Source organism: Pseudomonas moorei (genome assembly GCF_042846945.1).
Lineage (GTDB): Bacteria > Pseudomonadota > Gammaproteobacteria > Pseudomonadales > Pseudomonadaceae > Aquipseudomonas > Aquipseudomonas moorei.
Genome location: NZ_AP035776.1, coordinates 6,109,116 through 6,133,953, shown reverse-complemented (window position 1 = coordinate 6,133,953; position 24,838 = coordinate 6,109,116). Strand labels below are relative to the sequence as shown.

Below are 24,838 nucleotides of genomic sequence, written 5' to 3'. Positions count from 1 at the left end.
CACGGGGGAGCTATGGGGCATAACGAATCATCGCAGGGCGATTTCGAATCGACCCTGAAAAAACACGCCGTCGAACTGGTCGCGAGCCTTGAAAAGGGCAGGTTCGGCGATGCTGTGCAATTGATCCATGAGCTCAACCAGACCCGTGACCGCGGCCTGTACCAGGAAGTGGGCAAGCTCACCCGCGAGCTGCATAGTGCGATCGTCAATTTTCAGATTGACCCGCACATGCCGCAAGCCGAGGAAGTGTCACAGATCACCGATGCCACCGAGCGTCTGGGGTATGTGGTCAAGCTGACGGAGGCTGCGGCCAACCGCACCATGGACCTGGTGGAAAACGCCACGCCGCTGGTCAATCGCCTGAGTGAAGAAGCCCAGGCCTTGAGCACGGACTGGGGACGTTTCATGCGCCGCGAAGTCGGGGCTGAAGAGTTCCGCGAGCTGGCCCGGCGAGTCGACGGGTTCCTGGCGCGCAGCAGTGAAGACGGGCGTGCGGTGTCGAGCAACCTCAACGACATTCTGCTCGCCCAGGATTACCAGGACCTCACCGGTCAGGTGATCAAGCGTGTGACCCAACTGGTCACCGAAGTCGAAAGCAACCTGCTCAAGCTCGTGCTCATGGCCAGTCAGGTGGACCGCTTCGCGGGCATCGAACATGACCGTGAAGCGATGCTTGCAGAAAAAGATCCACAAAAACATCTCTCTCAGGGTGAAGGTCCGCAGATTCATGCCGATAAAAGAGAAGACGTTGTGTCCGGTCAGGACGATGTGGACGATTTGCTATCCAGCCTAGGGTTTTAGAGTTCTAGGTATTTTAGGTTTTTAGACCTGTAGGAGCACACCCTTAATGAGCTTCGGCGCCGATGAAGAGATCCTTCAGGATTTCCTGGTTGAGGCCGGCGAGATTCTAGAGCAACTGTCCGAACAACTGGTCGAGCTGGAAAGCCGGCCGGATGACGCGGACCTGCTCAATGCAATTTTTCGCGGTTTTCACACTGTAAAAGGGGGCGCCGGCTTCCTCCAGCTCAACGAGTTGGTGGAGTGCTGTCACATCGCCGAGAACGTGTTCGACATCCTGCGCAAGGGCGAACGTCGCGTCGACTCGGAATTGATGGACGTGGTTCTCGAAGCACTGGACGCGGTGAACAGCATGTTCAGCGAAGTCCGCGAGCGTAGCCCGATCACGGCGGCCACACCCGAATTGCTCGCAGCCCTGGCCCGTCTGGCCGAGCCGCAAACCGCTGACGAGGCGGCGCCTGCACCTGCGGTAGAAGAAGTGGTGCAAGAGCCTGTTGCCGAAAGCGAGTCGGGCGACATCACTGACAATGAATTCGAACAACTGCTGGACTCGCTGAATGCCGTCAAGGCTCAGGCCGAAGCGCCAGCCGCTCCAGCAGCAGATAGCGCTGCCGCTGCCAGTGACGAAATCACTGACGCCGAGTTCGAGTCACTGCTCGATCAATTGCATGGTAAAGGTCAGTTCGCCGTCGATGCCCTGGCATCACCTGCGGCGTCCAGCGAACCGCCTGCGCCTAAAGCGCCAGGCGACAGCTCCGACATCACCGACGACGAATTCGAAGCGTTGCTCGATCAGTTGCACGGCAAGGGCAACTTTGCGGTCGACGCACTGGAATCGGCCATCGCTTCGGTGCCGGCGCCGGCAGCACCTGCCGCTGCGGCGGCGGGTAGCGATCTGATCACCGATCACGAGTTCGAATCGCTGCTCGACGAATTGCACGGCAAAGGCAAGTTCACTGATGTGGGTACTGCTGCAACCGGTACCGCCGCTTCGGTGGCCACGCCAGTCGCCAAGGCAGCAGCGCCGAAACCTGTCGCCAAAGCCCCCGAACCCAAAGCTGAAGCGCCGGCGCCTGCCGCCGCACCGGCAGCCGCCCGTGCCCCGGCCGCTCCGCCTGCGGAGAAGCCGGCCAGCGAAGCCGAGACCACCGTGCGGGTCGATACCGCGCGTCTCGACGAAATCATGAACATGGTCGGCGAATTGGTATTGGTGCGTAACCGCCTGGTCCGCCTGGGGGCCAACAGCGCCGACGAGGCCATGTCCAAGGCGGTGTCGAACCTGGATGTGGTTACCGCCGATCTGCAAACCGCGGTCATGAAGACCCGGATGCAACCGATCAAGAAGGTCTTCGGTCGCTTCCCGCGTCTGGTTCGCGACCTGGCTCGCCAGCTCAAGAAAGAGATCAACCTGGAACTGGTCGGCGAAGAAACCGACCTCGACAAGAACCTCGTCGAGGCCCTGGCCGACCCGTTGGTCCACTTGGTCCGTAACGCGGTCGACCACGGCATCGAGTCGCCGGAAGAACGCGAAGCTTCGGGCAAGGCCCGTGGCGGCAAGGTGATCCTGGCCGCGGAACAGGAAGGCGACCACATCCTGCTGTCGATCTCCGATGACGGCAAGGGCATGGACCCGAACGTCCTGCGCTCCATCGCGGTAAAACGCGGAGTGATGGACAAGGACGCGGCCGATCGCCTGAGCGACACCGAGTGCTACAACCTGATCTTCGCCCCGGGCTTCTCGACCAAGACCGAGATTTCCGACGTGTCGGGTCGTGGCGTGGGCATGGACGTGGTGAAAACCAAGATCTCCCAGCTCAACGGTTCGATCAACATCTACTCGGCCAAGGGCCAGGGTTCGAAGATCGTCATCAAGGTGCCGTTGACCCTGGCGATCATGCCGACACTGATGGTCATGCTCGGCAACCAGGCGTTCGCGTTCCCGCTGGTGAACGTCAACGAGATTTTCCACCTCGACCTGTCGACCACCAACGTGGTGGACGGCCAGGAAGTGGTGATCGTGCGGGACAAGGCGCTGCCGTTGTTCTACCTCAAGCGCTGGCTGGTCAGCTCCGCCGCTCATGAAGAGCAGCGCGAAGGCCATGTGGTGATCCTTTCCGTGGGCACTCAGCGGATCGGCTTCGTTGTCGATCAACTGGTGGGTCAGGAAGAAGTGGTCATCAAGCCATTGGGCAAAATGCTCCAGGGAACCCCGGGCATGTCGGGCGCCACCATTACCGGTGACGGCCGCATCGCGCTGATTCTCGATGTTCCGAGCATGCTCAAGCGTTACGCCACGCGGCGTATTTGATTCTGATGGAGCGGGGCGACTGAGCCTCGCTCCGTCTAACGGAGTGTTTATGGCAGTCAAAGTCCTGGTGGTGGACGATTCGGGGTTTTTCCGCCGCCGCGTCTCGGAAATTCTTTCAGCGGATTCGAATATCCAGGTCGTCGGCACGGCGACCAACGGAAAAGAGGCGATTGATCAGGCTCTGGCCCTCAAGCCCGACGTGATCACCATGGACTACGAGATGCCGATGATGGACGGCATCACGGCGGTGCGGCACATCATGCAGCGCTGCCCGACCCCGGTGTTGATGTTTTCCTCGCTGACCCACGAAGGCGCCCGGGTCACCCTGGATGCGCTGGACGCCGGCGCGGTGGACTTCCTGCCGAAGAATTTCGAAGACATCTCGCGCAACCCCGAGAAGGTCAAGCAACTGCTGTGCGAGAAGATTCTCAGTATCGCGCGCAGTAACCGTCGTGTCAGCACCTACACGGCACCGCCACCGGTAGCGGCCTCCGCGCCGACACCAGCGCCTTCGAGCGTTGGCAGTTTCAGCGGCAACGTGCCCGCGCGTCCGGCCCCGGCTCCGATCCCGGCTCGTGCGCCAGCGCACGCACCCACGTCGCCTGCGCCCAAACGCAAAGCCTACAAACTGGTGGCCATCGGCACCTCCACCGGTGGCCCGGTGGCCTTGCAGCGGGTCCTGACCCAGCTGCCGGCCAACTTCCCGGCACCGATCGTGCTGGTCCAGCACATGCCCGCGGCCTTCACCAAAGCGTTCGCCGAGCGTCTGGACAAGCTCTGCCGCATCAGTGTCAAGGAAGCCGAGGACGGCGATATTCTGCGTCCGGGCCTGGCGCTGCTGGCACCGGGTGGCAAGCAAATGATGATCGATGGCCGTGGCGCGGTGAAAATCCTGCCGGGCGACGAGCGTTTGAACTACAAGCCTTGCGTGGACATCACCTTTGGTTCTGCGGCCAAGTCCTACGGTGACAAAGTTCTGGCGGTCGTGTTGACCGGCATGGGCGCCGACGGTCGCGAAGGCGCGCGCCTGCTCAAGCAGGGCGGCAGTTCGATCTGGGCCCAGGACGAAGCCAGCTGCGTGATCTATGGCATGCCGATGGCCATCGTCAAAGCCGAACTCGCCGACGCGGTGTATAGCCTCGACGACATTGGCCGGCACCTGGTCGAGGCGTGTGTCTGATGGACGTTCTAAGCCTGATCGGGATCATTCTGGCGTTCGTTGCCATCATCGGTGGCAACTTCCTCGAAGGCGGTCACCTCGGTGCATTGGCCAACGGCCCGGCGGCGCTGATCGTACTCGGCGGCACCTTCGGCGCGGCGTTGCTGCAATCGCCGATGAGCGCCTTCAAGCGCGCCCTGCAGATTCTGGCGTGGATTCTGTTTCCACCGCGCATCGATCTGGCCGGTGGCGTCGACCGTGTCGTCAACTGGAGCCTGACCGCGCGCAAGGAAGGCTTGCTCGGACTGGAAGGGATGGCCGACACCGAACCCGACAACTACGCGCGCAAAGGCCTGCAACTGCTGGTGGACGGCGCTGAACCCGAAGCGATCCGCAGCATTCTGGAAGTCGATTTCTATACCCAGGAAAGCCGCGACATCGAAGCCGCCAAGGTCTTCGAAAGCATGGGCGGTTATGCGCCGACCATCGGCATCATCGGTGCGGTGATGGGCCTGATCCACGTCATGGGCAACCTGGGTGACCCATCGCAGCTGGGCAACGGCATTGCCGTGGCCTTCGTCGCCACCATCTATGGCGTGGCCAGTGCCAACCTGGTGCTGTTGCCGATTGCCGCGAAACTCAAATCCATCGCGATGCGTCAGTCGCGTTATCGGGAAATGTTGCTCGAAGGCCTCCTGTCGATCGCCGAAGGTGAAAACCCGCGCTCCATTGAGTTGAAGCTTCAGGGCTTCATGGATTGATGGGGGGCATGGATCATGGCACGTCGTCGCCAGCATGAAGAGCATGTCAACCACGAACGTTGGCTGGTTTCCTACGCCGACTTCATCACCTTGCTCTTCGCCTTCTTCGTGGTGATGTACTCGATCTCCTCGATCAACGAAGGCAAGTACAAGGTCATTTCCCAGGCGCTGATCGGGGTATTCACGGACGCCGATCGTTCCTTGAAACCGATCCCGATCGGCGAAGAACGGCCCAAGACCGTGACCCCGGCCAAGCCACTGGTCAACGACAGTGACCAGGTCGAAGCCGGTGTTGCTGGCACCAGCGATCCACTTAAAAGCATCGCCGACGACATCAGTGCAGCGTTCGGTGACTTGATCAGCTCCAATCAGATGACCGTGCGCGGCAACGAGTTGTGGGTCGAGATCGAACTCAATTCCAGCCTGTTGTTTGGCAGTGGTGACGCCATGCCCAGCGACATTGCGTTCAACATCATCGACAAGGTCGCCGCGATTCTGAAGCCGTTCGACAACCCGATCCACGTCGAGGGTTTCACCGACGATCAACCGATCCGCACGGCGCAGTACCCGACCAACTGGGAACTGTCTTCGGCCCGTTCTGCCAGCATCGTGCGCATGCTCGCCATGCAAGGGGTAAACCCCAGTCGTCTGGCGTCCGTGGGGTACGGCGAATTCCAGCCGGTGGCCAATAACGCCACGGCAGAAGGCCGGGCGCGCAATCGTCGGGTGGTGCTGGTGGTGTCGCGCAATCTCGACGTGCGGCGCAGCCTGACCGGCACGGGGACTGCTCACGCACAACCGGACGCGGCGTTGAAGCGTGCTGGCACACAAACTGCACCGACCCCGGTCAAGTCGCCGGGACGAGAGGGAGCCGTCAATTCTCCGTCACCCGCATTAACACGTTGAGCTATTTCTCGGTCGATCCGTTCGGCCGGGAGGAACAATCCGAATGAGAGTCTGGGCAGTCGCCAATCAAAAGGGTGGTGTCGGTAAAACCACTTCCTCTATCGCTTTAGCCGGTTTGCTGGCCGAGGCGGGCAAGCGCGTGGTCGTGGTCGATCTCGACCCCCACGGCTCCATGACCAGCTATTTCGGTTACGACCCCGATACCCTGGAACACAGCAACTACGACCTGTTCCTGCATAAGGGCAGCGTGCCTGAGGGCTTGCCCGGCCAGTTGTTGCTGTCCACCAGCGACGAACGTATTTCCCTGTTGCCATCGAGCACCGCGCTGGCGACCCTTGAGCGCCAGTCACCGGGCCAGAGTGGCCTGGGCCTGGTGATCGCCAAGAGCCTGGCGCAGTTGTGGCAAGACTTCGATTACGCGGTCATCGACAGCCCGCCGTTGCTGGGCGTGCTGATGGTCAATGCCTTGGCGGCGAGCCAGCAACTGGTGATTCCGGTGCAGACCGAGCACCTGGCGGTCAAGGGCCTGGAACGCATGGTCAACACCCTGGCGATGATCAATCGCTCGCGCAAACAGGCGCTGCCGTTCAGCATCGTACCGACCCTGTTCGATCGTCGTACGCAAGCGTCCCTGGGCACGCTGCGTGTCCTGCGCGACAAATTCCCGGATGAAATCTGGCAGGGCTACATTCCGGTGGACACGCGTTTGCGCGATGCCAGCCGGGCCGGGCTGACGCCTTCGCAATTCGACGGCAAAAGCCGTGGGGTTCTGGCCTACCGCGCGTTACTCAAGCATTTGCTGGCGGCACAACTTGTTCCGCAGGTGGCGTGAGATGAATCCAGTCCCTGTAGGAGCGAGCTTGCTCGCGATGGACGACAACGATAACGCGGGGTTGATGGAGATGCGCGGTGTCCATACCTTCATCGCGAGCAAGCGCTCTCCTGCAAGGGGGCTGGCATGAATCGGCCGGTGAAGACCACCTCGCGTCCGCAACTGGCGCTCCAGTCCTATCTGGACAGCTTGCTGATGGAGGCGACCGAAGAACTGCCGGTTGAAGTTCAAGCGCTTGCTGAAATCGTCGAAGTTGTCGAAGCGATTGAAGTAGAAGCTGCGCTGGATGAGTTCCAGGCTGCGGTGCTCGAAGAACAGGCCCGTGATGCGCAGAAAAGCGCCGCCCTTGCCGCGCCGGTCCTGGCACCAGTCGTTGAAAAAACTCAGGTCGCCGTGATCGAAGCCACTGCACCGGTACTCGCTCAGGTATCGACCATCGCACCATTGCTGCAAGCGTTGGCACCGCCAGCCGTGGAAGAGCAACTCGCTGTGGTACCGCCGGCTGCCGAGGTACCTCAAGCGCTGGTGCCACCGGTCGTCGAAGTGCACCTGCCGCCTGCCAACACACCGCCACCGGTGGAAACCGATGGCCGTCCGTCCTGGGCCGCCGAACCGTTCGAGTGCCTGTTGTTCGATGTCGCGGGCTTGACCCTGGCGGTGCCGCTGGTGTGCCTGGGGTCGATCTACCCGCTGGCGGGGCATGAGCTGACGCCGTTGTTCGGCCAGCCGGAATGGTTCCTGGGCATCCTGCCGAGCCAGGCCGGCAATCTGAAGGTGTTGGACACCGCGCGCTGGGTCATGCCGGACCGGTATCGCGAGGATTATCGCCAGGGCCTGCAATACGTCATTTCCGTTCAGGGCTACGAATGGGGGCTGGCAGTGCATCAGGTCAGCCGCTCGTTGCGCCTGGACCCGAACGAAATCAAATGGCGCAGCCATCGTGGTCAACGACCATGGTTGGCGGGCACCGTGATTGAACACATGTGTGCGTTGCTCGACGTTTCCGCGCTGGCCGAGTTGATCGCCAGCGGTGGGGCCAGGCACATGGGCGGCAGCAAGCCGACTCAAAAAACTACATAACAGAACAACACCGCCAGGGCGGTTTTTCGAGGGGTCAGGGTATGAATGATAAGGCGACGGCGGCAAAGGGTTCCGAAGATCCGATCCTGCAATGGGTCACCTTCAAGCTGGACAACGAAACCTACGGCATCAACGTGATGCGCGTTCAGGAAGTCCTGCGCTACACCGAAATCGCCCCGGTACCGGGTGCCCCGAGCTACGTGCTGGGCATCATCAACCTGCGCGGCAATGTGGTCACCGTGATCGACACCCGTCAGCGCTTCGGCCTGATGAACGCCGAAATCAGTGACAACACCCGTATCGTCATCATCGAGGCCGACAAGCAAGTGGTCGGGATCATGGTCGACAGCGTGGCCGAAGTGGTTTACCTGCGTCAGTCGGAAATCGAAACCGCGCCGAACGTGGGTAACGAAGAGTCCGCCAAGTTCATTCAAGGCGTGTGCAACAAGAACAACGAACTGCTGATCCTGGTCGAACTCGACAAGATGATGAGCGAAGAAGAATGGTCGGAACTGGAGAGTATCTGATTGATTCTTGAGGTGGCGGTCATTGTCCTGTTCCTGTTTTGGGCGGGCACGCTGGCAATGTTTCTGGCGTACATTCGCGGTCAGCGGCTGATTGCCGCGCAACAGGCCCAGAGTGATGCGCTGCGCGATCAGCGCATCAAGGACCTGGCCAAGCGCGTCGACAATTACCAGAACGGCAGCGTGCGCATGGGTGAAGACCTGCACGAACTGCGCGCGATCGTCGCGCCTTTGCCGGACAAACTGGCCCAGCTGGAACAGCGCGACCCTTCCAGCCTGTCGTTCGCCCAGGCGGCGCGACTGGTGGGCATGGGCGCCAGCGTCGACGAACTGACCCAGTCCTGCGGCTTGACCCAGGCTGAGGCAGAGTTGATGAGCAAGTTGCACAAGAGCAGCTAAAAGCCTGTAGGAGCGAACCCGCTCGCGATGGGCGTTAACGATGACGCGGGCTGACTGAATCAACGCGTCGCGCTTGAGTCCATCGCGCGCAAGCTCGCTCCTACAGTGGTTTCAGGCTGGTCACAAAATCGGTGTTCACTGAACATCAAATGTAGGAGCGAACCCGCTCGCGATGGACGTTAACGATGACGCGTGCTTTCTGAAGCAACGCGTCGCGCCTGAGTCCATCGCGAGCAGGCTCGCTCCTACAATGGTTTCAGGTCGGGCACAAAATCGGTGTTCACTGAACATCAAATGTAGGAGCGAGCCCGCTCGCGATGGGCGTTAACGATGACGCGGGCTGTCTGAATCAACGTGTCGCGCCTGAGTCCATCGCGAGCAGGCTCGCTCCTACAATGGTTTTGGTCGTACCCGCTGCCTCTGTGGTCGTGACCTCATTCGCGATGGCATTTTTGAAGACTCAATAATCATCCCCGCGTTCAGTGACATCCTTCTCGACCCAGGGCGCATCCGGAACATGCCCAGCCGGAAACTTGCCTTTCAGGTTCCACGCAAACGCGATGATCTCGGCAATCGTCAGATAGAGTTCCTGCGGAATACTGTCCCCCAGCTCCATCCGCGCCAGCAGCTTCACCAGTTCGGCGTTTTCGTAGATCGGCACTTCGTAGTCGCGAGCGATTCGCAGAATTTCTTCCGCCAGTGCTTCATCGCCCTTGGCCGTGAGGGTCGGGGCGTGGGTGCCGTCGTATTTGAGGGCGATGGCCTGGCGTGGGGCGTGGGGGTTATTCATGCGTTTTCGTCGACCCAGCGTTGTTCGAGGCGGGTTTGAGTGCCCTGGGGCGGTGTGCCGAGGTGGCAGTCGAGATCGCCGACATTCAGGCCTGATGCCAGCAGGCGTTCGCGCAATGCCGACAGATTGCTTTCGATCAGGCTCGCGGTGTAGGGCCGCTCGGCCCACAGCTGGCTCGACAGGCTGCCTTTGATCAACTGTGCCTGAACCTGCAACGGCCCCAAGGGTTCCATGTCGAACGCCAGGTCAACGCGCCACAGATTCTGTTTGGGTTCGCGTTCGTCGCGGCGTTCCTGTTGCGGTTCTTTCTCGGGGGCCTCTTCACGCTGAAACTTCACTTGCAACGGCACGATGTCCTGCAGGTTACGCATCGGGATTTCCAGTTGCCAGGTGCTCATCAGGCGCCCGTCGGCGGTCACGCCGGTCTGTTCCAGACTCGATAATTGGTGGCTTTGCAGGCGTGAGACCGCAGCGGCGGCCAGGCGCAGCAGATGTTCGAGGTCATCTTCACTCTCGGCACTTTGCAACAGGCGCTCGGGCAGCGGAAAACTGGTTGGCGAGGGTTTGGCGCTGACCTGCCCGAGCATGCCCAGGGCATTGCGCACGAAATTCGGCATGGCCTGGGCCAACGTATTCGCCGCGATGATCGCGCTGAGGTTGGTGTTGGCCTGAAGCCCTGGCGTCAATTGCGCGATCAGCTTCAGCAGGTCGGCTTTCAAGTCGGGCGCCAGCGCCGGGTTCTGGCCGGTCAGCAACTTGGTCTCGAGGAACGCACCGCTGCCCAGTAATGCCTGGGCCAGGCCTTTGGCCGTACTCAGTTGCTGAACATCGGGCAAACCGGCGAGCAATCGGGAAGCGGCGTTACGCAGGTCTACGGAGGTCTGGTCGGAATCCGGCAGGTCTTGCAGGAGTTTGAGCAAACCGTCCAGCGAGCCCTGGCGATTTTGCTGGTCGACCAGTTGCTGGGTCACGGCCAGTTGATCCTGCCGGCTGCTCAATGGCACGAACTTGAGCGTCTGGGTATCCTGGACCAGCGCGCTGAGCAAGGTGCCGATGCGCAACGGTTGCGAGCTGTCGATGCTCAGGGTGCTGCCGCTCAGGGCTGTGTTGAGCAAGCTGACCATCGAGCGAAACACCGTTGCCTGGCCTGGCACCTGCGGCAATACCTGGGAGGTCAGCACTTTGGCTTGCAGCAGGGTACCGACCGGCAATTGCGCCGTGTCGATGCGGGTGAGGGTGGCGACGCTGGACGCAATGGCTTGTTGCACGGTCACTGCCAGATTGCTCGCCGAGGGCTGAGTGACCACCATGCTGGTGCCCTGGGCCAACGGCTGGTTGCTGGTGGCCTGGACCGTGGTCTGGCGGCCGCTGTCGAGGGTGACCTTGAGCAACAATTGAAATGTCTGATCCGCCTGCTTGAGCGACAGCACCTCGGCCCTGGCGGTCTGACCGGCGTCGATCAGCCCCTCCATTGGCGTCAGTAGCTTGATCAGCTCGCCACTGACCGCCAGCGGACGTGCGGTCGCCGGTGCGGTCTGCGGTAGCGGGAGGATGTTCATGTCGCCTGTCATACGCGGTCACAACCTTGGGAAAATGCGCTCTTTAGAGTAGGAAATGGCATGTATAATGCCGCCCCGTTGTATACAGAGTGGCCGAAACATTGCAATTATTTGACCCAGCTCTCTAGTTCGGGCTGCCAATACCTTTATTCTGCCTCTCTTTAACGGCCGCGCCAGAGCCGACTTGAACCGTATAAGGCCCGTGAACCCTTGACCAGTCCTGTCCTGCAAACCGTTGCCCTTGCCTGTGAGCGAGACCTTCGGCTGCTCTTCGAAAATCTCGATTTGAGACTGGCCAGTGGCGAAATGGTACAGATCAGCGGCCCCAACGGCAGTGGGAAAACCAGCCTGCTACGCCTGCTTTCGGGCCTGATGCAGCCGACCGACGGTCAAGTGCTGCTCAATGGCCAGCCACTTAACGAACAACGCACGGAACTGGCGCGCAACCTGCTGTGGATCGGCCATGCCGCCGGGATCAAGGACCTGCTGACGCCCGAAGAGAACTTGAGCTGGCTTTGTGCCCTGCATCAGCCGGCCTCCCATGAAGCCATCGGGCAAGCCCTGGCGGCGGTCGGACTGCGGGGGTTCGAGGATGTTCCCTGCCACACACTGTCCGCTGGCCAGCAGCGTCGTGTCGCGCTGGCCCGGTTGTACCTGGATTGCCCCCCCCTGTGGATTCTCGACGAACCGTTCACCGCCCTCGACAAACAAGGCGTGGCGCAACTCGAAGAGCACCTCGCCGCGCACTGCGAGCGCGGTGGCATGGTGGTGTTGACCACTCACCATACCCTGAGCCGGATGCCGGCCGGTTATCGCGACATTGATCTGGGGAAATGGGCCGTATGAGTGTTTTCGGCCTGTTGGTCGCCCGTGAGGCCCGTTTGCTGTTTCGCCGTCCGGCGGAACTGGCCAATCCGCTGGTATTCTTCGCCATCGTCGTTTCGTTGTTCCCGCTGGCGGTCGGACCTGAGTCTCAATTGTTGCAAACCTTGTCTCCGGGACTGGTCTGGGTCGCAGCCCTTTTATCGGTTTTGCTCTCGCTGGACGGGCTTTTCCGCAGTGATTTCGAAGACGGATCACTGGAACAGTGGGTCCTTTCGCCGCACCCCCTGGCTCTTCTGGTATTGGCCAAGGTGCTGGCACACTGGATGTTTTCCGGCCTGGCACTGGTTTTGCTCGCGCCCTTGCTGGCGTTGATGCTCGGTTTGCCTGCCGCTTGTCTGCCGGTGTTGCTGCTTTCCTTATTGCTGGGTACACCGGTGCTGAGCCTGCTCGGTGCGGTGGGCGCGGCACTGACGGTGGGTTTGAAGCGCGGTGGCCTGTTGCTGGCGCTGCTGATTCTGCCGTTGTACATCCCGGTGTTGATTCTTGGCAGTGGCGCCTTGCAGGCGGCGTTGCAAGGCATGCCGGCGACCGGTTATCTCCTGTGGCTTGGTAGCCTGACCGCCCTGGCGATAACCCTGACACCCTTTGCAATAGCCGCTGGCCTGAAGATCAGCGTCGGCGAATAATGAGGTCTGGTTAAAAAGTAACCAGTAAAGACCCTTTGGCCGGCTCGTGACAACGGGCGGCAACCGTGATGGAAACAGTATGAACTGGACGTGGTTTCACAAGCTCGGCTCGCCCAAGTGGTTCTACGGCATCAGCGGCAAATTGCTGCCGTGGCTGAGTGTCGCGGCGTTGCTGCTGATCGGCGTTGGCGTGGTCTGGGGCCTGGCCTTCGCGCCGCCGGACTACCAGCAGGGCAACAGTTTTCGGATCATCTACATCCACGTTCCGGCCGCCATGCTGGCGCAGTCCATTTATGTGATGCTGGCCGTGTGCGGCATCGTCGGCCTGGTCTGGAAAATGAAACTGGCCGATGTCGCCCTGCAATGCGCGGCGCCCATCGGTGCCTGGATGACCGCCGTGGCGCTGGTCACCGGCGCGATCTGGGGCAAACCGACCTGGGGCTCGTGGTGGGTCTGGGATGCCCGACTAACGTCCATGCTGATTCTGCTGTTCCTGTACTTCGGTCTCATTGCGCTGGGCAATGCGATCAGCAATCGTGAGAGCGCCGCCAAGGCGTGCGCGGTGCTGGCCATTGTCGGTGTGATCAACATCCCGATCATCAAGTACTCGGTGGAGTGGTGGAACACCCTGCACCAGGGCGCGACTTTCACCCTCACCGAAAAACCGGCGATGCCCGCCGAAATGTGGCTGCCGTTGTTGCTGACGGCGCTGGGTTTCTACTGTTTCTTCGGCGCTGTGTTGTTGCTGCGCATGCGCCTTGAAGTGCTCAAGCGCGAAGCGCGGGCCAGTTGGGTGAAAGCCGAAGTGGAAAACAGTCTGGAGGTCGCTCGATGAGTTTTGCTTCATTCGGCGACTTCATCGCCATGGGCCATCATGGCCTGTATGTCTGGTCAGCCTACGGCATTTGCCTGGCGGTGCTGGCCATCAACGTGGCGGCGCCGATCCTGGCCCGCAAGCGGTATCTGCAACAAGAGGCGCGACGTCTGCGCCGGGAGAACGGCAAGTGAATCCCCTGCGTAAAAAGCGTCTAATCATCATTCTCGCGATCCTGGTCGGTGTCGGCGCTGCCGTCGGCCTGGCCCTGAGCGCCTTGCAGCAGAACATCAATCTGTTTTACACCCCGACCCAGATCGCCAACGGCGAAGCGCCGCATGACACGCGCATCCGCGCCGGCGGCATGGTCGAGAAGGGGTCGCTGCAACGTTCCAGCGATTCCCTGGACGTGAAGTTCATCGTCACCGACTTCAACAAATCGGTCACCATCACCTATCGCGGCATCCTCCCGGACCTGTTCCGCGAAGGGCAGGGCATCGTTGCCCTGGGCAAACTTAATGCCGATGGCGTGGTGGTGGCCGATGAAGTGCTGGCCAAGCACGATGAAAAGTACATGCCGCCGGAAGTGACCAAGGCCCTCAAGGACAGTGGTCAAACCGCTCCAACACCTGCGAAGGAGGGTTGATCCATGACTTCCGCAATCTTCATCCCCGAACTGGGCCACCTGGCCATGATCCTGGCGCTGTGTTTTGCGCTGGTACAAGCCGTGGTGCCGTTGCTCGGTGCCTGGCGCGGCGACCGCTTGTGGATGAGCCTGGCCCAGCCAGCGGCCTGGGGCCAGTTCGCCTTTCTGGTATTCGCCTTCGGGAGCCTGACCTACGCGTTCATGACTGACGACTTCTCCGTCGCCTATGTCGCCAGCAATTCCAACAGCTCGTTGCCCTGGTACTACAAATTCAGCGCCGTGTGGGGCGCGCACGAAGGTTCGTTGCTGCTCTGGGCGCTGATCCTTGGCGGCTGGACCTTCGCGGTGTCGGTGTTCTCCCGGCAGTTGCCGCAAGTGATGCTGGCGCGGGTACTGGCGGTCATGGGCATGATCAGCACTGGTTTCCTGCTGTTCCTGATCCTCACGTCCAACCCGTTCTCGCGGATCCTGCCGCAGATTCCGGCAGACGGTCGCGACCTGAATCCGTTGCTGCAAGACATCGGCCTGATCGTGCACCCGCCGATGCTGTACATGGGCTATGTCGGTTTTTCCGTGGCCTTCGCGTTCGCCATCGCCGCATTGCTGGGCGGTCGTCTTGATGCCGCGTGGGCTCGCTGGTCGCGCCCCTGGACCATCGTGGCCTGGGCGTTCCTCGGTATCGGCATCACCCTTGGCTCGTGGTGGGCCTACTACGAACTGGGTTGGGGCGGCTGGTGGTTCTGGGACCCGGTGGAAAACGCTTCCTTCATGCCATGGCTGGTGGGCACCGCGCTGATTCACTCGTTGGCGGTCACGGAAAAACGTGGCGTGTTCAAAAGCTGGACCGTGCTGCTGGCCATCGCCGCTTTCTCGCTGAGCTTGCTGGGCACGTTCCTGGTACGTTCCGGCGTGCTGACCTCGGTGCACGCCTTTGCCTCCGACCCGGAGCGCGGCGTGTTCATCCTGATTTTCCTGTTGTTTGTGGTCGGTGGCTCGCTGACGCTGTTCGCGCTGCGCGCTCCGGTGGTCAAGAGCCAGGTCGGCTTCAACCTCTGGTCACGGGAAACCCTGCTGCTGGGCAACAACCTGGTGCTGGTGGTCGCGGCTTCGATGATCCTGTTGGGCACCTTGTATCCGTTGGTTCTGGACGCGATGACCGGCGCCAAGCTGTCGGTCGGCCCACCGTATTTCAACGCGCTGTTCATTCCGTTGATGGCACTGCTGATGCTGGTGATGGCGGTCGGCGTGATCGTGCGCTGGAAAGACACGCCGGTGAAATGGCTGGCGGGCATGCTGACCCCGGTGTTGCTCGGCAGTGCTGCGCTGGCCGTGGTGGCCGGCATCGCCTATGGCGATTTCAATTGGGCAGTGCTGGCGACCTTCATGCTGGCCGCCTGGGTGTTGCTGGCCGGTGTGCGTGACATCTTCGACAAGACACGTCACAAGGGCCTGATCAAAGGCCTGCCGACCCTGACCCGCAGTTATTGGGGCATGCAGCTGGCCCACCTGGGCATCGCGGTCTGCGCCCTCGGCGTGGTGTTGTCGAGTCAGAACAGTGCTGAACGCGACCTGCGCCTGGCGCCCGGCGAGTCGATGGATCTGGCCGGTTATCACTTCATCTTCGAAGGCGCCAAGCACTTCGAAGGCCCGAATTTCACGTCTGACAAGGGCACCATCCGGGTCATCCGCGACGGTCGGGAAGTCAGCGTGCTGCACCCGGAAAAACGCCTCTACACCGTGCAGAATTCGGTGATGACCGAAGCCGGGATCGACGCCGGGTTCACCCGTGACCTGTATGTCGCACTGGGCGAGCCGTTGGGCGATGGCGCGTGGGCCGTGCGCGTGCACGTCAAACCGTTTGTGCGCTGGATCTGGCTCGGCGGGTTGCTCACCGGTCTGGGTGGGTTGCTGGCGGCGCTGGATCGACGGTATCGAGTCAAGGTGAAAAGCCGCGTGCGTGAAGCACTGGGCATGTCGGGAGCCACTGCATGAGACGTTGGTTGATGCTGTTGCCACTGGTGATTTTTCTGGTGGTCGCTGTTTTCCTGTATCGCGGTCTGTACCTGGACCCGGCCGAGTTGCCTTCGGCCATGATCAACAAGCCGTTCCCCGAGTTCTCCCTGCCAGCGGTGCAGGGCGACAAGACCCTGACCCGTGCCGACATTCTGGGTAAGCCGGCGCTGGTCAACGTGTGGGGCACCTGGTGCATTTCCTGTCGGGTCGAGCACCCGGTGCTCAACAAGCTCGCCGAGAAGGGCGTGGTGATCTACGGCATCAACTACAAGGACGTCAACGCCGACGCCCTGAAGTGGCTGAACGAGTACCACAACCCTTACCAGCTCGACATCCGCGATGACGAAGGCACCCTGGGCTTGAACCTCGGCGTCTACGGCGCCCCGGAAACCTTCTTCATCGACGCCAAGGGCATCATCCGCGACAAGTTCGTCGGCGTGATCGACGAGCAGGTCTGGCGTGAAAAACTGGCCGCCAAGTATCAGGCGCTGGTCGACGAGACCAAGCCATGAAGCGCTGGATCGCCGCCGTCATTTTGGGTTTGAGCCTGGCCGGTGTGGCGCAGGCGGCCATCGACACCTATGAGTTCGCCAAGGAAGCGGATCGCGAGCGTTTTCGCGAATTGACCAAGGAGTTGCGCTGCCCCAAGTGCCAGAATCAGGACATCGCCGACTCCAACGCGCCCATCGCCGCCGACCTGCGCAAAGAGATTTTCCGCATGCTCGGCGAGGGCAAGGACAACCAGCAGATCATCGACTTCATGGTTGATCGCTACGGTGACTTCGTCCGCTATAAACCCGCTCTCAACGCCAAGACTGCACTGCTCTGGTTCGGCCCTGCCGGTCTGCTGCTGGGCGGTTTCGTGATCATCGCGGTGATCGTCCGCCGTCGTCGCGCGCAACGCGCTGACACCCCGGGCTCGCTTTCTGCCGAGGAGCGCGAGCGCCTCGACCACCTGTTGGATAAAAACCAAGAATGATTGATTTCTGGCTCGCTGCAGGTCTGCTGCTTCTGGTGGCCCTGAGTTTTCTGCTGATCCCCGTTCTGCGCAGTCGTCGCGCCCAGCTCGAAGAGGATCGTACCGCCCTGAACGTGGCGCTGTATCAAGAGCGCGTGGCTGAGTTGCAGACTCAGCAGGAAGAGGGCGTGCTCAATGCGGCGCAAATGGACGCCGGTCGTGCCGAAGCTGCCCGTGAATTGCTCGCCGATACTGAAGGCGTCGCCGCGCCGCGGGTATCGCGCCTTGGCAAGCCCGCGCCGTTGCTGGCAGCGGTCCTGGTGCCGGTGCTGGCCCTGGGTTTGTACCTGCATTTCGGCGCCAGCGACAAGGTCGAGCTGACCCGGGAATTCTCCCAGCCACCGCAGTCGATGGATGAAATGACCCGGCGTCTGGAGCGTGCGGTCGCGGCGCAGCCGGATTCTGCCGAGGCCCTGTATTTCCTCGGTCGTACCTACATGACTCAGGATCGTCCTGCCGATGCCGCGAAGATTTTCGAGCGCACGGTGAACCTGGCGGGTCGTCAGCCGGAATTGCTCGGTCAATGGGCCCAGGCCCAGTACTTCGCCGATGGCAAGCAGTGGTCCGAGAAAATCCAGGCACTGACTGACGAAGCACTCAAGGCTGATCCGAAAGAAGTCACCAGCCTCGGGCTGCTGGGTATCGCGGCTTTCGAAGGTCAGCGTTATCAGCAAGCCATTGATTACTGGAATCGCCTGATGGAGCAATTGCCGCCAGACGACCAGTCCCGAGTGGCGCTGCAGGGTGGCATCACCCGCGCCACCGAGAAACTGGTGGCCAGCGGCGGCAAGGTGGCCGAGGCACCTGCGGCCAAACCGGCGGCGCGGCTCAAGGTCCATGTGGACCTGGCTGCCGAGCTGAAGGGCAAGGTCCAGCCGGGTGACAGCGTGTTCATCTTCGCCCGCGCCACTTCCGGCCCACCCGCGCCGTTGGCGGCCAAGCGCCTGACCGTGGCGGACTTGCCGGCAACCGTCGAACTGGGCGATGCCGATGCGATGATGCCGCAGTTGAAACTGTCGAACTTCCCTGAAGTCCAACTGGTTGCGCGCATCTCCCGTGCCGGTCAACCGACGGCAGGTGAGTGGGTCGGTCGCAGCCAACCCCTGGCCAGCAGCACCACCGCGCCGCAGACACTGACCATCGACAGCCCGGATAAATAACAGGAAACGCCACCATGACCGCCATCGCTCGTATCACCTTGCTCAGCGTTGTTTTGGGGCTGAGCGCTTGTGCGGTCCAACGGCCACCCGAGCATCAGACGCCGCCACCGATCCCGTCACAGCCTGGCACCAAGCCGACGCCCTCGACCGCGCCGGGCAAACCGACCACACCGGGCAAGCCCGCCAAGCCGCTGCCGCGCACCTCGGCCAGCTTCGCGCCGCCGCCGGGTGGCAACAGCCATTGGGACCCGAAACTGGGGGTCTATGTGCTCGACGATCAACCGAATACGTTTTACCGTCAGCGCACCTACTACCGCTGGGATAATGGCTGGAGCCGTTCGATCAGTCCGAACGGGCCGTGGGAAGAGACGGATATCCATGGGGTGCCGGGTGGTTTGGGGCGGCAATTCGGGCAGTAATGCAAAGGCGACCTTCGGGGTCGCCTTTTTTGTGGGGGCTTGAATGGCTTGTCGGCGCTGGCTTGTCGGGGTGCCGCATCGCAGCGATGGCGGCCTGACAGCCGACCTGTGTGTTGTTGACTGAGTACATATCCGTTGCTGCGGTAACGGCGGCTTAGGGTTTCGCCCGTACGGCGACTTACTTTTTTTTCAAACGCCAAAAAAAAGATAAGCAAAAAAAGGCTCGCCCCGAGCGTCCGGCTCCTCGCTAAGGCTCGGCGTTCCTTCGCTGCGGTATCCATTCGGGGACACTGCCCTCCGGTCGGCTTCGCTTCGACCTACATGCAGCGTGTTCGACTGCGTCGAACGGCGCTACGCGCCACTCCCCGGATGCACACCTCCACTCAGCCTCCCGAAGGGGCGGGTGGATCAAGATCAAGAGCTGCAGGCGAGCTAACGCTCGGCCTGATGAGTGGTGAAGAGCGGGTGGGTGTACGCCGTCGTGCTTTTCTGAGCTGGCTTGTCGGGGCGCCGCATCACAGCGATGGCGGTGTGTCAGGAGGCACTTGGTTGATTGGCCAGGTGTCGTCGCAAGCAAGCTTCACTTCTGCAAAACCGGCACCTGTCTCGATCAAGCCTTCGCCTGGCGTGGTGCACCCCTCCAATGGATTGCCAGGGCGATGAGTCCGAGCACGACACCAAAGACGACGATGCCTGACCAGCCGTAGCGTGCCATCAGCCAGCCACTGACCGCCGCTCCCACCGCACCGCCGAAGAAGGTGGCAGTCATGTACAGGCTGTTGATGCGACCCTGTGCTTTGGGGTCTACGGCGAATGCGCGGGTCTGGTTGGACACCAGGCCGGACTGCACGCCGATATCGAGCACAATCACCCCCAGTACGAGCAATGCCAGCGAGGTCTGCGCGCCGGCCAGCAGCAGGTAGGCCAGGGTGACGATACCGATGCTGGCGCCAATCACACTGCGCGAGCCCAAGCGATCAGCAGCACGGCCACCCAGCGATGCAGCGAGTGCACCGGCCGCGCCGATGATGCCGAAGCCTCCCGCCCAGGCACTGCCCAGCTGCCAGGGACCCTTGGCCAGCAAGGTCGCCAGGTTGACCCAGAAGGCGTTGAAGCAGGCCCACAACAGTGCCTGGACGATCATCGATTGCCGAATCGCCGAGTTATCGCGCATCAGTGGCCAGAGTGAGGCGAGCAGGCGCGGATAGGAAAGATGGGTGCTCGGCACACCTTGCGGAAGCAGTGTGGCTGCAGCGATCCAGACCGGGATCATGAACGCGGCTTCCACGCCATAGACCGCGCGCCAGCCCCAAGTCTCACCGACCACGCCACTGATGGTGCGACCGAGCAGGATGCCGACCATGATGCCACTGACCACCGTGCCGACGTTACGCCCGCGCTCGCTCGGCTTTGACATCACGGCGGCGAATGGCACCAGTTGCTGGGGCACGCAGCTGACGATGCCGAGGCCGAAAGACGCCGCGATCAGCGTGCCGACACCGGGCGAAATGGCTGCCGCGATCGCGAAGCAGAACGCCAATGCGATTTGACCCAGCACCAGTTTGCGCCGGTCAAAACGGTCGCCCATGGGCAGTAACAGGGCCAGCCCGGTGGCGAACCCCAGCAGGGCCGCGCCGGCTACCAGATCGACTGTCGTCACGTCGAGCCCTAGATCCGACGCGATCAATGGCAGAATCGGCTGGGTGCAGTAAATGTTGGTGATCACCGCGCCGGCGATGATCGCCATCATGATGATCTTGCCGCGGGACGCCAGGGCCGGCGCTGTCGTACTTTCGGATGATAAGGGCAGGGCGCTCACGAAACTCTCCTTCCAGGTTGGTTTTCCGGCATGTGCGACGTGATATCGCGCGCGGAAGTTGAATGACCAACCTTACGGGTTCGCATAAATATGGATAATCCCCTAGGATCGGGAATCATCCTTCCATAATTTGATAGGGACACGATGAATCGCCTTGAATCCATGTCTGTACTGATCGCCGTGGTCGATTCGGGCAGTTTGTCGGGTGCCGCGCGGCAGCTTGGCATGCCACTGGCTACGGTCAGCCGCAAGGTGGCGGAGCTGGAATCACACCTGCAGACGCGTCTGCTTCACCGAACCACCCGGCAACTCTCGTTGACCGAAGCCGGCGCTTCGTACGTGGCGGCCTGTCGGCGTATTCTTGAGGACATCGCCGAGGTCGAGCGCGCCGCGACCGGGGAATACGCCTCGCCCAAAGGTGAACTGGTGGTCACCGCTCCGGTGGTTTTCGGACGCTTGCATCTGGTGCCGGTGATTGCGGAATTTCTCGCGCATTATCCGGAGATCGAGATCAATCTGATGCTCACCGACCGTGTCGTGCATCTGATGGAAGAGCACTGCGATGTCGCGGTGCGCATTGGCGACTTGCCCGACAGCTCGCTGATGGCCACACAAGTGGGTGCCGTGCGCCGGGTTGTTTGTGCAAGCCCTGATTACCTCGCGACCCATGGCATACCCTTCAAGCCTGCGGATCTGGCCGGGCACGCCTGCATTACCTTCGAAGTCCTGGCGTCCGTAGGGGCCTGGGTGTTCGGGACGGGCAAATCAGAGATGTCCGTGCGCGTTCATTCACGGCTGGCCGTCAATACGGCGGAAGCAGCCATCGACGCGGCGATGCTCGGGGTGGGCGTGATACGGGTGTTGTCCTATCAGGTTGCCGATGCCTTGCGCAAAGATGGCCTGCGTGTGGTGCTCGAGCCTTTCGAATCGTTGCCGCTGCCTGTCAGCCTCGTGCATAAGGGGCAGGCGCCACTACCCCTGAAGTTGCGGGCATTCCTCGACTTTGTGACCCCGCGCTTGCGTGCTCGCACGGCGGGCCAGGCCGCTCCGGGAGAACGCGTTTCTCTGTAGGCGCGATGGCGGTCAACGATGACGCGTGCTGGCTGATTGACCGCATTATTCACCCCGAACAGTGCGCGGCGGATCGCACTCGGGTAACGTGGCCGCCGCTGACCTAGTGGCTCAAGGGCTGTCGGTGGTCCAACAACAAGTCTGGCGACAAGCGAAGAGGGTGTTTTGATGGCGGGCAGGTTGATCTATCTCATCGGACCTTCCGGTTCGGGCAAGGACAGCCTGCTGGATGCCGCGCGGTTACGACTGGCCGAACACGGCTGTCGTATCGTGCGGCGGGTCATCACTCGCTCGGCAGAGGCGGTGGGGGAGGCGGCGCTGGGTGTCAGCATGCAAGAGTTCGCCGAGATGGAGGCCCAGGGCGCCTTTGCCTTGAGCTGGCACGCCAACGGTCTGGCCTATGGTATTCCGCGGGAAATCGACGACTGGCTGGAAGCGGGGGACGACGTGCTGGTAAACGGCTCTCGCGGGCATCTGCAGGACACTCGAGAGCGCTATCCCGATGTGGTCGTTCTGTTGCTGACCGTGGATCAAGCCGTGTTGCGCCAGCGCCTGCTGGCGCGCGGGCGTGAATCGGTGGTCGAGATCGATCAGCGATTGGCACGCAACGCCCGTTTCAATGAGCGCTTGCTGGCCGATAGCGAGCCTGCCGTGCATCTGCTCGACAACTCCGGGCCGCTGGAGTACACGGTGGAGCGCTTGCTGGTCTGCATCGATAAACCGGACGCATGAGACTGATGTTGCTGGCGCTTGTAGGGTAATCGTCAGATCCGTGGATTTGAGCATCGCTGTTAAATCATCGCTCTGAAATCGTTGAGTGCCTTGACGGATTGAACCAAGCCTTGGCGCAACAAGAGGTCGAGATAATTGCCCACGTCCATCGGCGGTGCTTTCAACTGATGGCGTTGTCGTTGGGCAGCAGAGACCACTGCCGCGGGATCCAGGTCAAACAGATTGTCGACGAACTCGTCAGGGTGCTGAGCCTCTATACCGAATGGAGCGAGTGCCGCAACGGGAAAGTCTTTCTGATTGAAGGTGACAATGACGCAGGCACTACAGCGAATCGCGGCGGCCAATACATGTCGATCATCAATGTCGGGCAACGACAGTCCTTCAATCAGCTCTTCGTAGCCTGTGATGCAGGCGTCAGGAATGGCCTCATCCATCAACCCGGATGTGCGGTCCAGTTGTTCGACGGTCAGATCCGGGCGTTTTTTCAACAGGTTGCGTTTCCATTCGTTGTGTATCTCCCGGGACCAGCGCTCTGAAGCAACCGGAAAGTGCGAGCCACATCAGAAAGTCTCTCAAGGGCGCGGGATAAAGCACACAAGCGTCATATACAACGGTAAAAGAAGAGTGCCTCACTCGTATCCTGTCCTTAAAGCCTGTGCCTGCTCGGCGAGGAGCATCATTGCTTGTTCGCTGGCTACTTCACGCCGGTTTTTATAGTCCATCAAATCGACAAATCGCACCCGTCGGTGCTTGCCGGTTTTGTGGTAAGACAATTCGCCGGATTCGAGCAGTTTGATCAGGTGCGGACGTGAGACGTTGAGCAGGTCTGCTGCTTCTTGCGTGGTCAATTCGGCGTGAATCGGCACCACTTTGACGGCGTTGCCCGCAGCGAGTTCTGCCAGGATATCGACGAGCAGCCTTAGCGCGGAGGTGGGTAGTTCGACGCTGTGCGCTTCGTTCTGGTCATCGAAAATCTGGATGCGCTGGGTTTCGAGTTGAGTGGCGAGATAGGCGGCCAAGGCACGCTGGCCCTTGATGGCGGCTTGTACTTCACGCTCGAGAGGCAAGGTAATGGTCGGATCAATGACTGTCGACATGACGGTTTCCAATATTCTGATAAATCGATGTCGGCAGGCTATTCGAATTATTCGAAAACCTCAATAAACGAAATAATCGAAATTCAAAAGCGTTTTTCTCAGCAACCCCAGGACATACTCGACAAGCGCCCGAGCCGTGGCGCTGGCCAGCCTGCCTGCCATTTATGCGGTAACCAGGGAAGGTTGTTTTGACACTATCAAAAACCGCAGCAACGCCAGCAGCGGAAACGCACTGCCAACCACCACGATCCACAACCAGCCACCCTGTTCGTACACCAGGCTGGCCACCGATGATCCGAACGCACCCCCAATGAAGATGCTGGTCATGTACAGGGCGTTGAGTCGGCTGCGGCTTTTGGCATCGAGAGCGTAGACCGCCCGTTGGCCCAGGACCATGTTCATCTGCACGCAGAAATCGAGTACCACACCGGTCACTGCCAGACCGATGACGCTGTAGGCCGGATGGATGAAGGCCGGCAAGAAGCTCAGGCTGGCGAACAGCAGGGCCAGCAAGGACGCGACGCGGGTGTGGCCGGCATCGGCCAGGCGACCGGCGATGGGGGCGGCGATGGCGCCGATGGCACCGACCAGCGCGAAGATCGCAATCTGGCTTTGCGACAGGCCATGGTTGCGCGCCAGTTCCAGGGGCACCGCCGTCCAGAACAGGCTGAACGTGGCAAACATGCAGCCCTGGTAGAAGGCGCGTTGACGCAGCACCGGTTGCTGGCGCAACAGCGTCCACAGCGAGCCCAGCAACTGGCCATAAGAAGCGCTGTGATCCGGTTGGCGCTTGGGGATGGTCAGGGCCAGCACACCGCTGATGGCAGCCATCAACAGCGCCGCAATGACAAACATCGCTCGCCAGCCGAAGTGGTCCGCAACGACGCTGGAGACCGGCCGCGCCAACAGAATCCCCAGCAGCAAGCCGCCCATGATCCCGCCGACCACACGACCGCGAGATGCCTCCGGCGCCAGGTGCGCGGCCAGTGGAATCAGGATCTGCACGGACACCGAACTGAAGCCCACCAGCAGCGAAATCAGCAAAAACACGTTCGGCTGATCGGTGAACGCCGCGCCCAGCAGGCTGGCAATCGCCACTACCGTGGTGATGATCATCAGCCGACGGTTCTCCAGCAAATCACCCAGGGGTACCAGGAAGAACAGGCCCAGCGCATAACCGATCTGGGTCAACGACACGATCAGGCTGGCCATGGTGTTGGTCAGGCCGATGTCCGGGGCGATCAGGCCGATGATGGGTTGCGCGTAGTAAATGTTGGCCACGATGGCGCCACAACAGAACGCGAACAGCAGCACCATGCCTCGGGTCATTGTCGCGGTGCCGTGGGGCACTTGAGTTGCCTGGTTCATAACGTGTCTCGCTGAGCAAAAGGGGATGCGCGCAGGCTAATGGCCTGACCGGTA

At 61.2% G+C, this 24,838-nt stretch carries 26 protein-coding genes and 1 pseudogene; 21 read left to right on the top strand and 6 right to left on the bottom strand.

Going from position 1 to position 24,838, the window contains the following annotated elements:
• The first annotated feature begins 12 nt into the window (after positions 1 to 12).
• The 9 genes from ACGJAX_RS28605 to ACGJAX_RS28565 all read left to right on the top strand — a co-directional run bounded on the left by ACGJAX_RS28605 (position 13) and on the right by ACGJAX_RS28565 (position 8,767).
• Complete coding sequence (locus tag ACGJAX_RS28605) at positions 13 to 801, top strand: protein phosphatase CheZ (protein WP_090324257.1); 789 nt, start codon at positions 13 to 15, stop codon at positions 799 to 801.
• 46 nt (positions 802 to 847) lie between these two features.
• Positions 848 to 3,106, top strand: coding sequence for a chemotaxis protein CheW (locus ACGJAX_RS28600; RefSeq protein ID WP_390956943.1), 2,259 nt, complete (start codon positions 848 to 850; stop codon positions 3,104 to 3,106).
• Between the two features lie 49 nt (positions 3,107 to 3,155).
• Positions 3,156 to 4,286 (top strand): chemotaxis-specific protein-glutamate methyltransferase CheB, encoded by a 1,131-nt coding sequence (locus ACGJAX_RS28595; protein WP_390956942.1) that lies wholly within the window; start codon positions 3,156 to 3,158, stop codon positions 4,284 to 4,286.
• The gene (locus ACGJAX_RS28590; protein ID WP_090324252.1) at positions 4,286 to 5,026 is read left to right on the top strand and encodes a flagellar motor protein; all 741 of its coding nucleotides are present in this window, start codon (positions 4,286 to 4,288) and stop codon (positions 5,024 to 5,026) included. The genes ACGJAX_RS28595 and ACGJAX_RS28590 overlap by 1 nt, the downstream gene beginning before the upstream one ends.
• A gap of 15 nt (positions 5,027 to 5,041) precedes the next feature.
• Positions 5,042 to 5,932 carry a flagellar motor protein MotD gene (motD, locus tag ACGJAX_RS28585; protein ID WP_390956941.1) on the top strand — a complete coding sequence of 297 codons (891 nt, stop codon included), beginning with the start codon at positions 5,042 to 5,044 and terminating at the stop codon, positions 5,930 to 5,932.
• A gap of 43 nt (positions 5,933 to 5,975) precedes the next feature.
• Positions 5,976 to 6,764 (top strand): ParA family protein, encoded by a 789-nt coding sequence (locus ACGJAX_RS28580; protein WP_090324248.1) that lies wholly within the window; start codon positions 5,976 to 5,978, stop codon positions 6,762 to 6,764.
• Positions 6,765 to 6,890: 126 nt separating this feature from the next.
• On the top strand, positions 6,891 to 7,844 hold the full coding sequence (locus tag ACGJAX_RS28575) for a chemotaxis protein CheW (RefSeq protein ID WP_390956940.1): 954 nt from the start codon (positions 6,891 to 6,893) through the stop codon (positions 7,842 to 7,844).
• A 41-nt stretch (positions 7,845 to 7,885) separates the two neighbouring features.
• Positions 7,886 to 8,371 (top strand): chemotaxis protein CheW, encoded by a 486-nt coding sequence (locus ACGJAX_RS28570; RefSeq protein WP_007980742.1) that lies wholly within the window; start codon positions 7,886 to 7,888, stop codon positions 8,369 to 8,371.
• Positions 8,372 to 8,767 (top strand): DUF2802 domain-containing protein, encoded by a 396-nt coding sequence (locus ACGJAX_RS28565; protein WP_090324245.1) that lies wholly within the window; start codon positions 8,372 to 8,374, stop codon positions 8,765 to 8,767.
• Positions 8,768 to 9,227: 460 nt separating this feature from the next.
• On the opposite strand, the gene ACGJAX_RS28560 is transcribed toward ACGJAX_RS28565, so the two are convergent.
• Together ACGJAX_RS28560 and ACGJAX_RS28555 are read right to left on the bottom strand one after the other, a co-directional pair.
• Entirely contained in the window at positions 9,228 to 9,557 is a 330-nt protein-coding gene (locus ACGJAX_RS28560; RefSeq protein ID WP_390956939.1) for an EscU/YscU/HrcU family type III secretion system export apparatus switch protein, read from the bottom strand.
• Complete coding sequence (locus tag ACGJAX_RS28555; protein WP_390956938.1) at positions 9,554 to 11,128, bottom strand: flagellar hook-length control protein FliK; 1,575 nt, start codon at positions 11,126 to 11,128, stop codon at positions 9,554 to 9,556. Before ACGJAX_RS28555 ends, ACGJAX_RS28560 begins: the two co-directional genes overlap by 4 nt.
• Before the next feature lie 198 nt (positions 11,129 to 11,326).
• Here ACGJAX_RS28555 and ccmA point away from each other — a divergent pair, with 198 nt between their 5' ends.
• The 10 genes from ccmA (at position 11,327) to ACGJAX_RS28505 (ending at position 18,697) form a co-directional block, all read left to right on the top strand.
• Positions 11,327 to 11,962, top strand: a complete 636-nt coding sequence (gene ccmA, locus ACGJAX_RS28550; protein ID WP_090324239.1) for a cytochrome c biogenesis heme-transporting ATPase CcmA — start codon at positions 11,327 to 11,329, stop codon at positions 11,960 to 11,962.
• Positions 11,959 to 12,627 carry a heme exporter protein CcmB gene (ccmB, locus tag ACGJAX_RS28545; RefSeq protein WP_090327501.1) on the top strand — a complete coding sequence of 223 codons (669 nt, stop codon included), beginning with the start codon at positions 11,959 to 11,961 and terminating at the stop codon, positions 12,625 to 12,627. The genes ccmA and ccmB overlap by 4 nt, the downstream gene beginning before the upstream one ends.
• Before the next feature lie 79 nt (positions 12,628 to 12,706).
• Positions 12,707 to 13,462 (top strand): heme ABC transporter permease, encoded by a 756-nt coding sequence (locus ACGJAX_RS28540; RefSeq protein WP_090324237.1) that lies wholly within the window; start codon positions 12,707 to 12,709, stop codon positions 13,460 to 13,462.
• Entirely contained in the window at positions 13,459 to 13,635 is a 177-nt protein-coding gene (ccmD, locus tag ACGJAX_RS28535) for a heme exporter protein CcmD (RefSeq protein WP_247257723.1), read from the top strand. The genes ACGJAX_RS28540 and ccmD overlap by 4 nt, the downstream gene beginning before the upstream one ends.
• Positions 13,632 to 14,087: a cytochrome c maturation protein CcmE gene (gene ccmE, locus ACGJAX_RS28530; protein ID WP_090324234.1), complete on the top strand. Its 456-nt coding sequence runs from the start codon at positions 13,632 to 13,634 to the stop codon at positions 14,085 to 14,087. The genes ccmD and ccmE overlap by 4 nt, the downstream gene beginning before the upstream one ends.
• Positions 14,088 to 14,090: 3 nt before the next feature.
• The gene (locus tag ACGJAX_RS28525) at positions 14,091 to 16,079 is read left to right on the top strand and encodes a heme lyase CcmF/NrfE family subunit (protein WP_390956937.1); all 1,989 of its coding nucleotides are present in this window, start codon (positions 14,091 to 14,093) and stop codon (positions 16,077 to 16,079) included.
• Complete coding sequence (locus tag ACGJAX_RS28520) at positions 16,076 to 16,612, top strand: DsbE family thiol:disulfide interchange protein (RefSeq protein WP_390956936.1); 537 nt, start codon at positions 16,076 to 16,078, stop codon at positions 16,610 to 16,612. The genes ACGJAX_RS28525 and ACGJAX_RS28520 overlap by 4 nt, the downstream gene beginning before the upstream one ends.
• Entirely contained in the window at positions 16,609 to 17,079 is a 471-nt protein-coding gene (locus ACGJAX_RS28515) for a cytochrome c-type biogenesis protein (RefSeq protein WP_247257725.1), read from the top strand. The genes ACGJAX_RS28520 and ACGJAX_RS28515 overlap by 4 nt, the downstream gene beginning before the upstream one ends.
• On the top strand, positions 17,076 to 18,278 hold the full coding sequence (gene ccmI, locus ACGJAX_RS28510) for a c-type cytochrome biogenesis protein CcmI (protein ID WP_390956935.1): 1,203 nt from the start codon (positions 17,076 to 17,078) through the stop codon (positions 18,276 to 18,278). The genes ACGJAX_RS28515 and ccmI overlap by 4 nt, the downstream gene beginning before the upstream one ends.
• Positions 18,279 to 18,292: 14 nt before the next feature.
• On the top strand, positions 18,293 to 18,697 hold the full coding sequence (locus ACGJAX_RS28505; RefSeq protein ID WP_090324224.1) for a hypothetical protein: 405 nt from the start codon (positions 18,293 to 18,295) through the stop codon (positions 18,695 to 18,697).
• Positions 18,698 to 19,307: 610 nt separating this feature from the next.
• Here the strand turns inward: ACGJAX_RS28505 and ACGJAX_RS28500 are convergent.
• Positions 19,308 to 20,516, bottom strand: coding sequence for an MFS transporter (locus tag ACGJAX_RS28500; RefSeq protein WP_390956934.1), 1,209 nt, complete (start codon positions 20,514 to 20,516; stop codon positions 19,308 to 19,310).
• 162 nt (positions 20,517 to 20,678) lie between these two features.
• Here ACGJAX_RS28500 and ACGJAX_RS28495 point away from each other — a divergent pair, with 162 nt between their 5' ends.
• Both ACGJAX_RS28495 and phnN read left to right on the top strand, forming a co-directional pair.
• A complete protein-coding gene (locus ACGJAX_RS28495; protein ID WP_390956933.1) occupies positions 20,679 to 21,587 on the top strand; it encodes a LysR substrate-binding domain-containing protein in 909 nt (302 codons plus the stop codon).
• Positions 21,588 to 21,755: 168 nt separating this feature from the next.
• Positions 21,756 to 22,319: a phosphonate metabolism protein/1,5-bisphosphokinase (PRPP-forming) PhnN gene (gene phnN, locus ACGJAX_RS28490; RefSeq protein ID WP_390956932.1), complete on the top strand. Its 564-nt coding sequence runs from the start codon at positions 21,756 to 21,758 to the stop codon at positions 22,317 to 22,319.
• Between the two features lie 59 nt (positions 22,320 to 22,378).
• On the opposite strand, the pseudogene ACGJAX_RS28485 reads toward phnN, so the two are convergent.
• The 3 genes and pseudogenes from ACGJAX_RS28485 to ACGJAX_RS28475 form a co-directional block, all read right to left on the bottom strand.
• Positions 22,379 to 22,952: pseudogene (locus ACGJAX_RS28485) on the bottom strand (PIN domain-containing protein).
• On the bottom strand, positions 22,949 to 23,416 hold the full coding sequence (locus ACGJAX_RS28480) for a helix-turn-helix domain-containing protein (protein ID WP_390960018.1): 468 nt from the start codon (positions 23,414 to 23,416) through the stop codon (positions 22,949 to 22,951). The pseudogene ACGJAX_RS28485 and the gene ACGJAX_RS28480 overlap by 4 nt, the downstream one beginning before the upstream one ends.
• A gap of 162 nt (positions 23,417 to 23,578) precedes the next feature.
• Entirely contained in the window at positions 23,579 to 24,784 is a 1,206-nt protein-coding gene (locus tag ACGJAX_RS28475) for an MFS transporter (RefSeq protein WP_390956931.1), read from the bottom strand.
• Positions 24,785 to 24,838 lie beyond the last annotated feature (54 nt).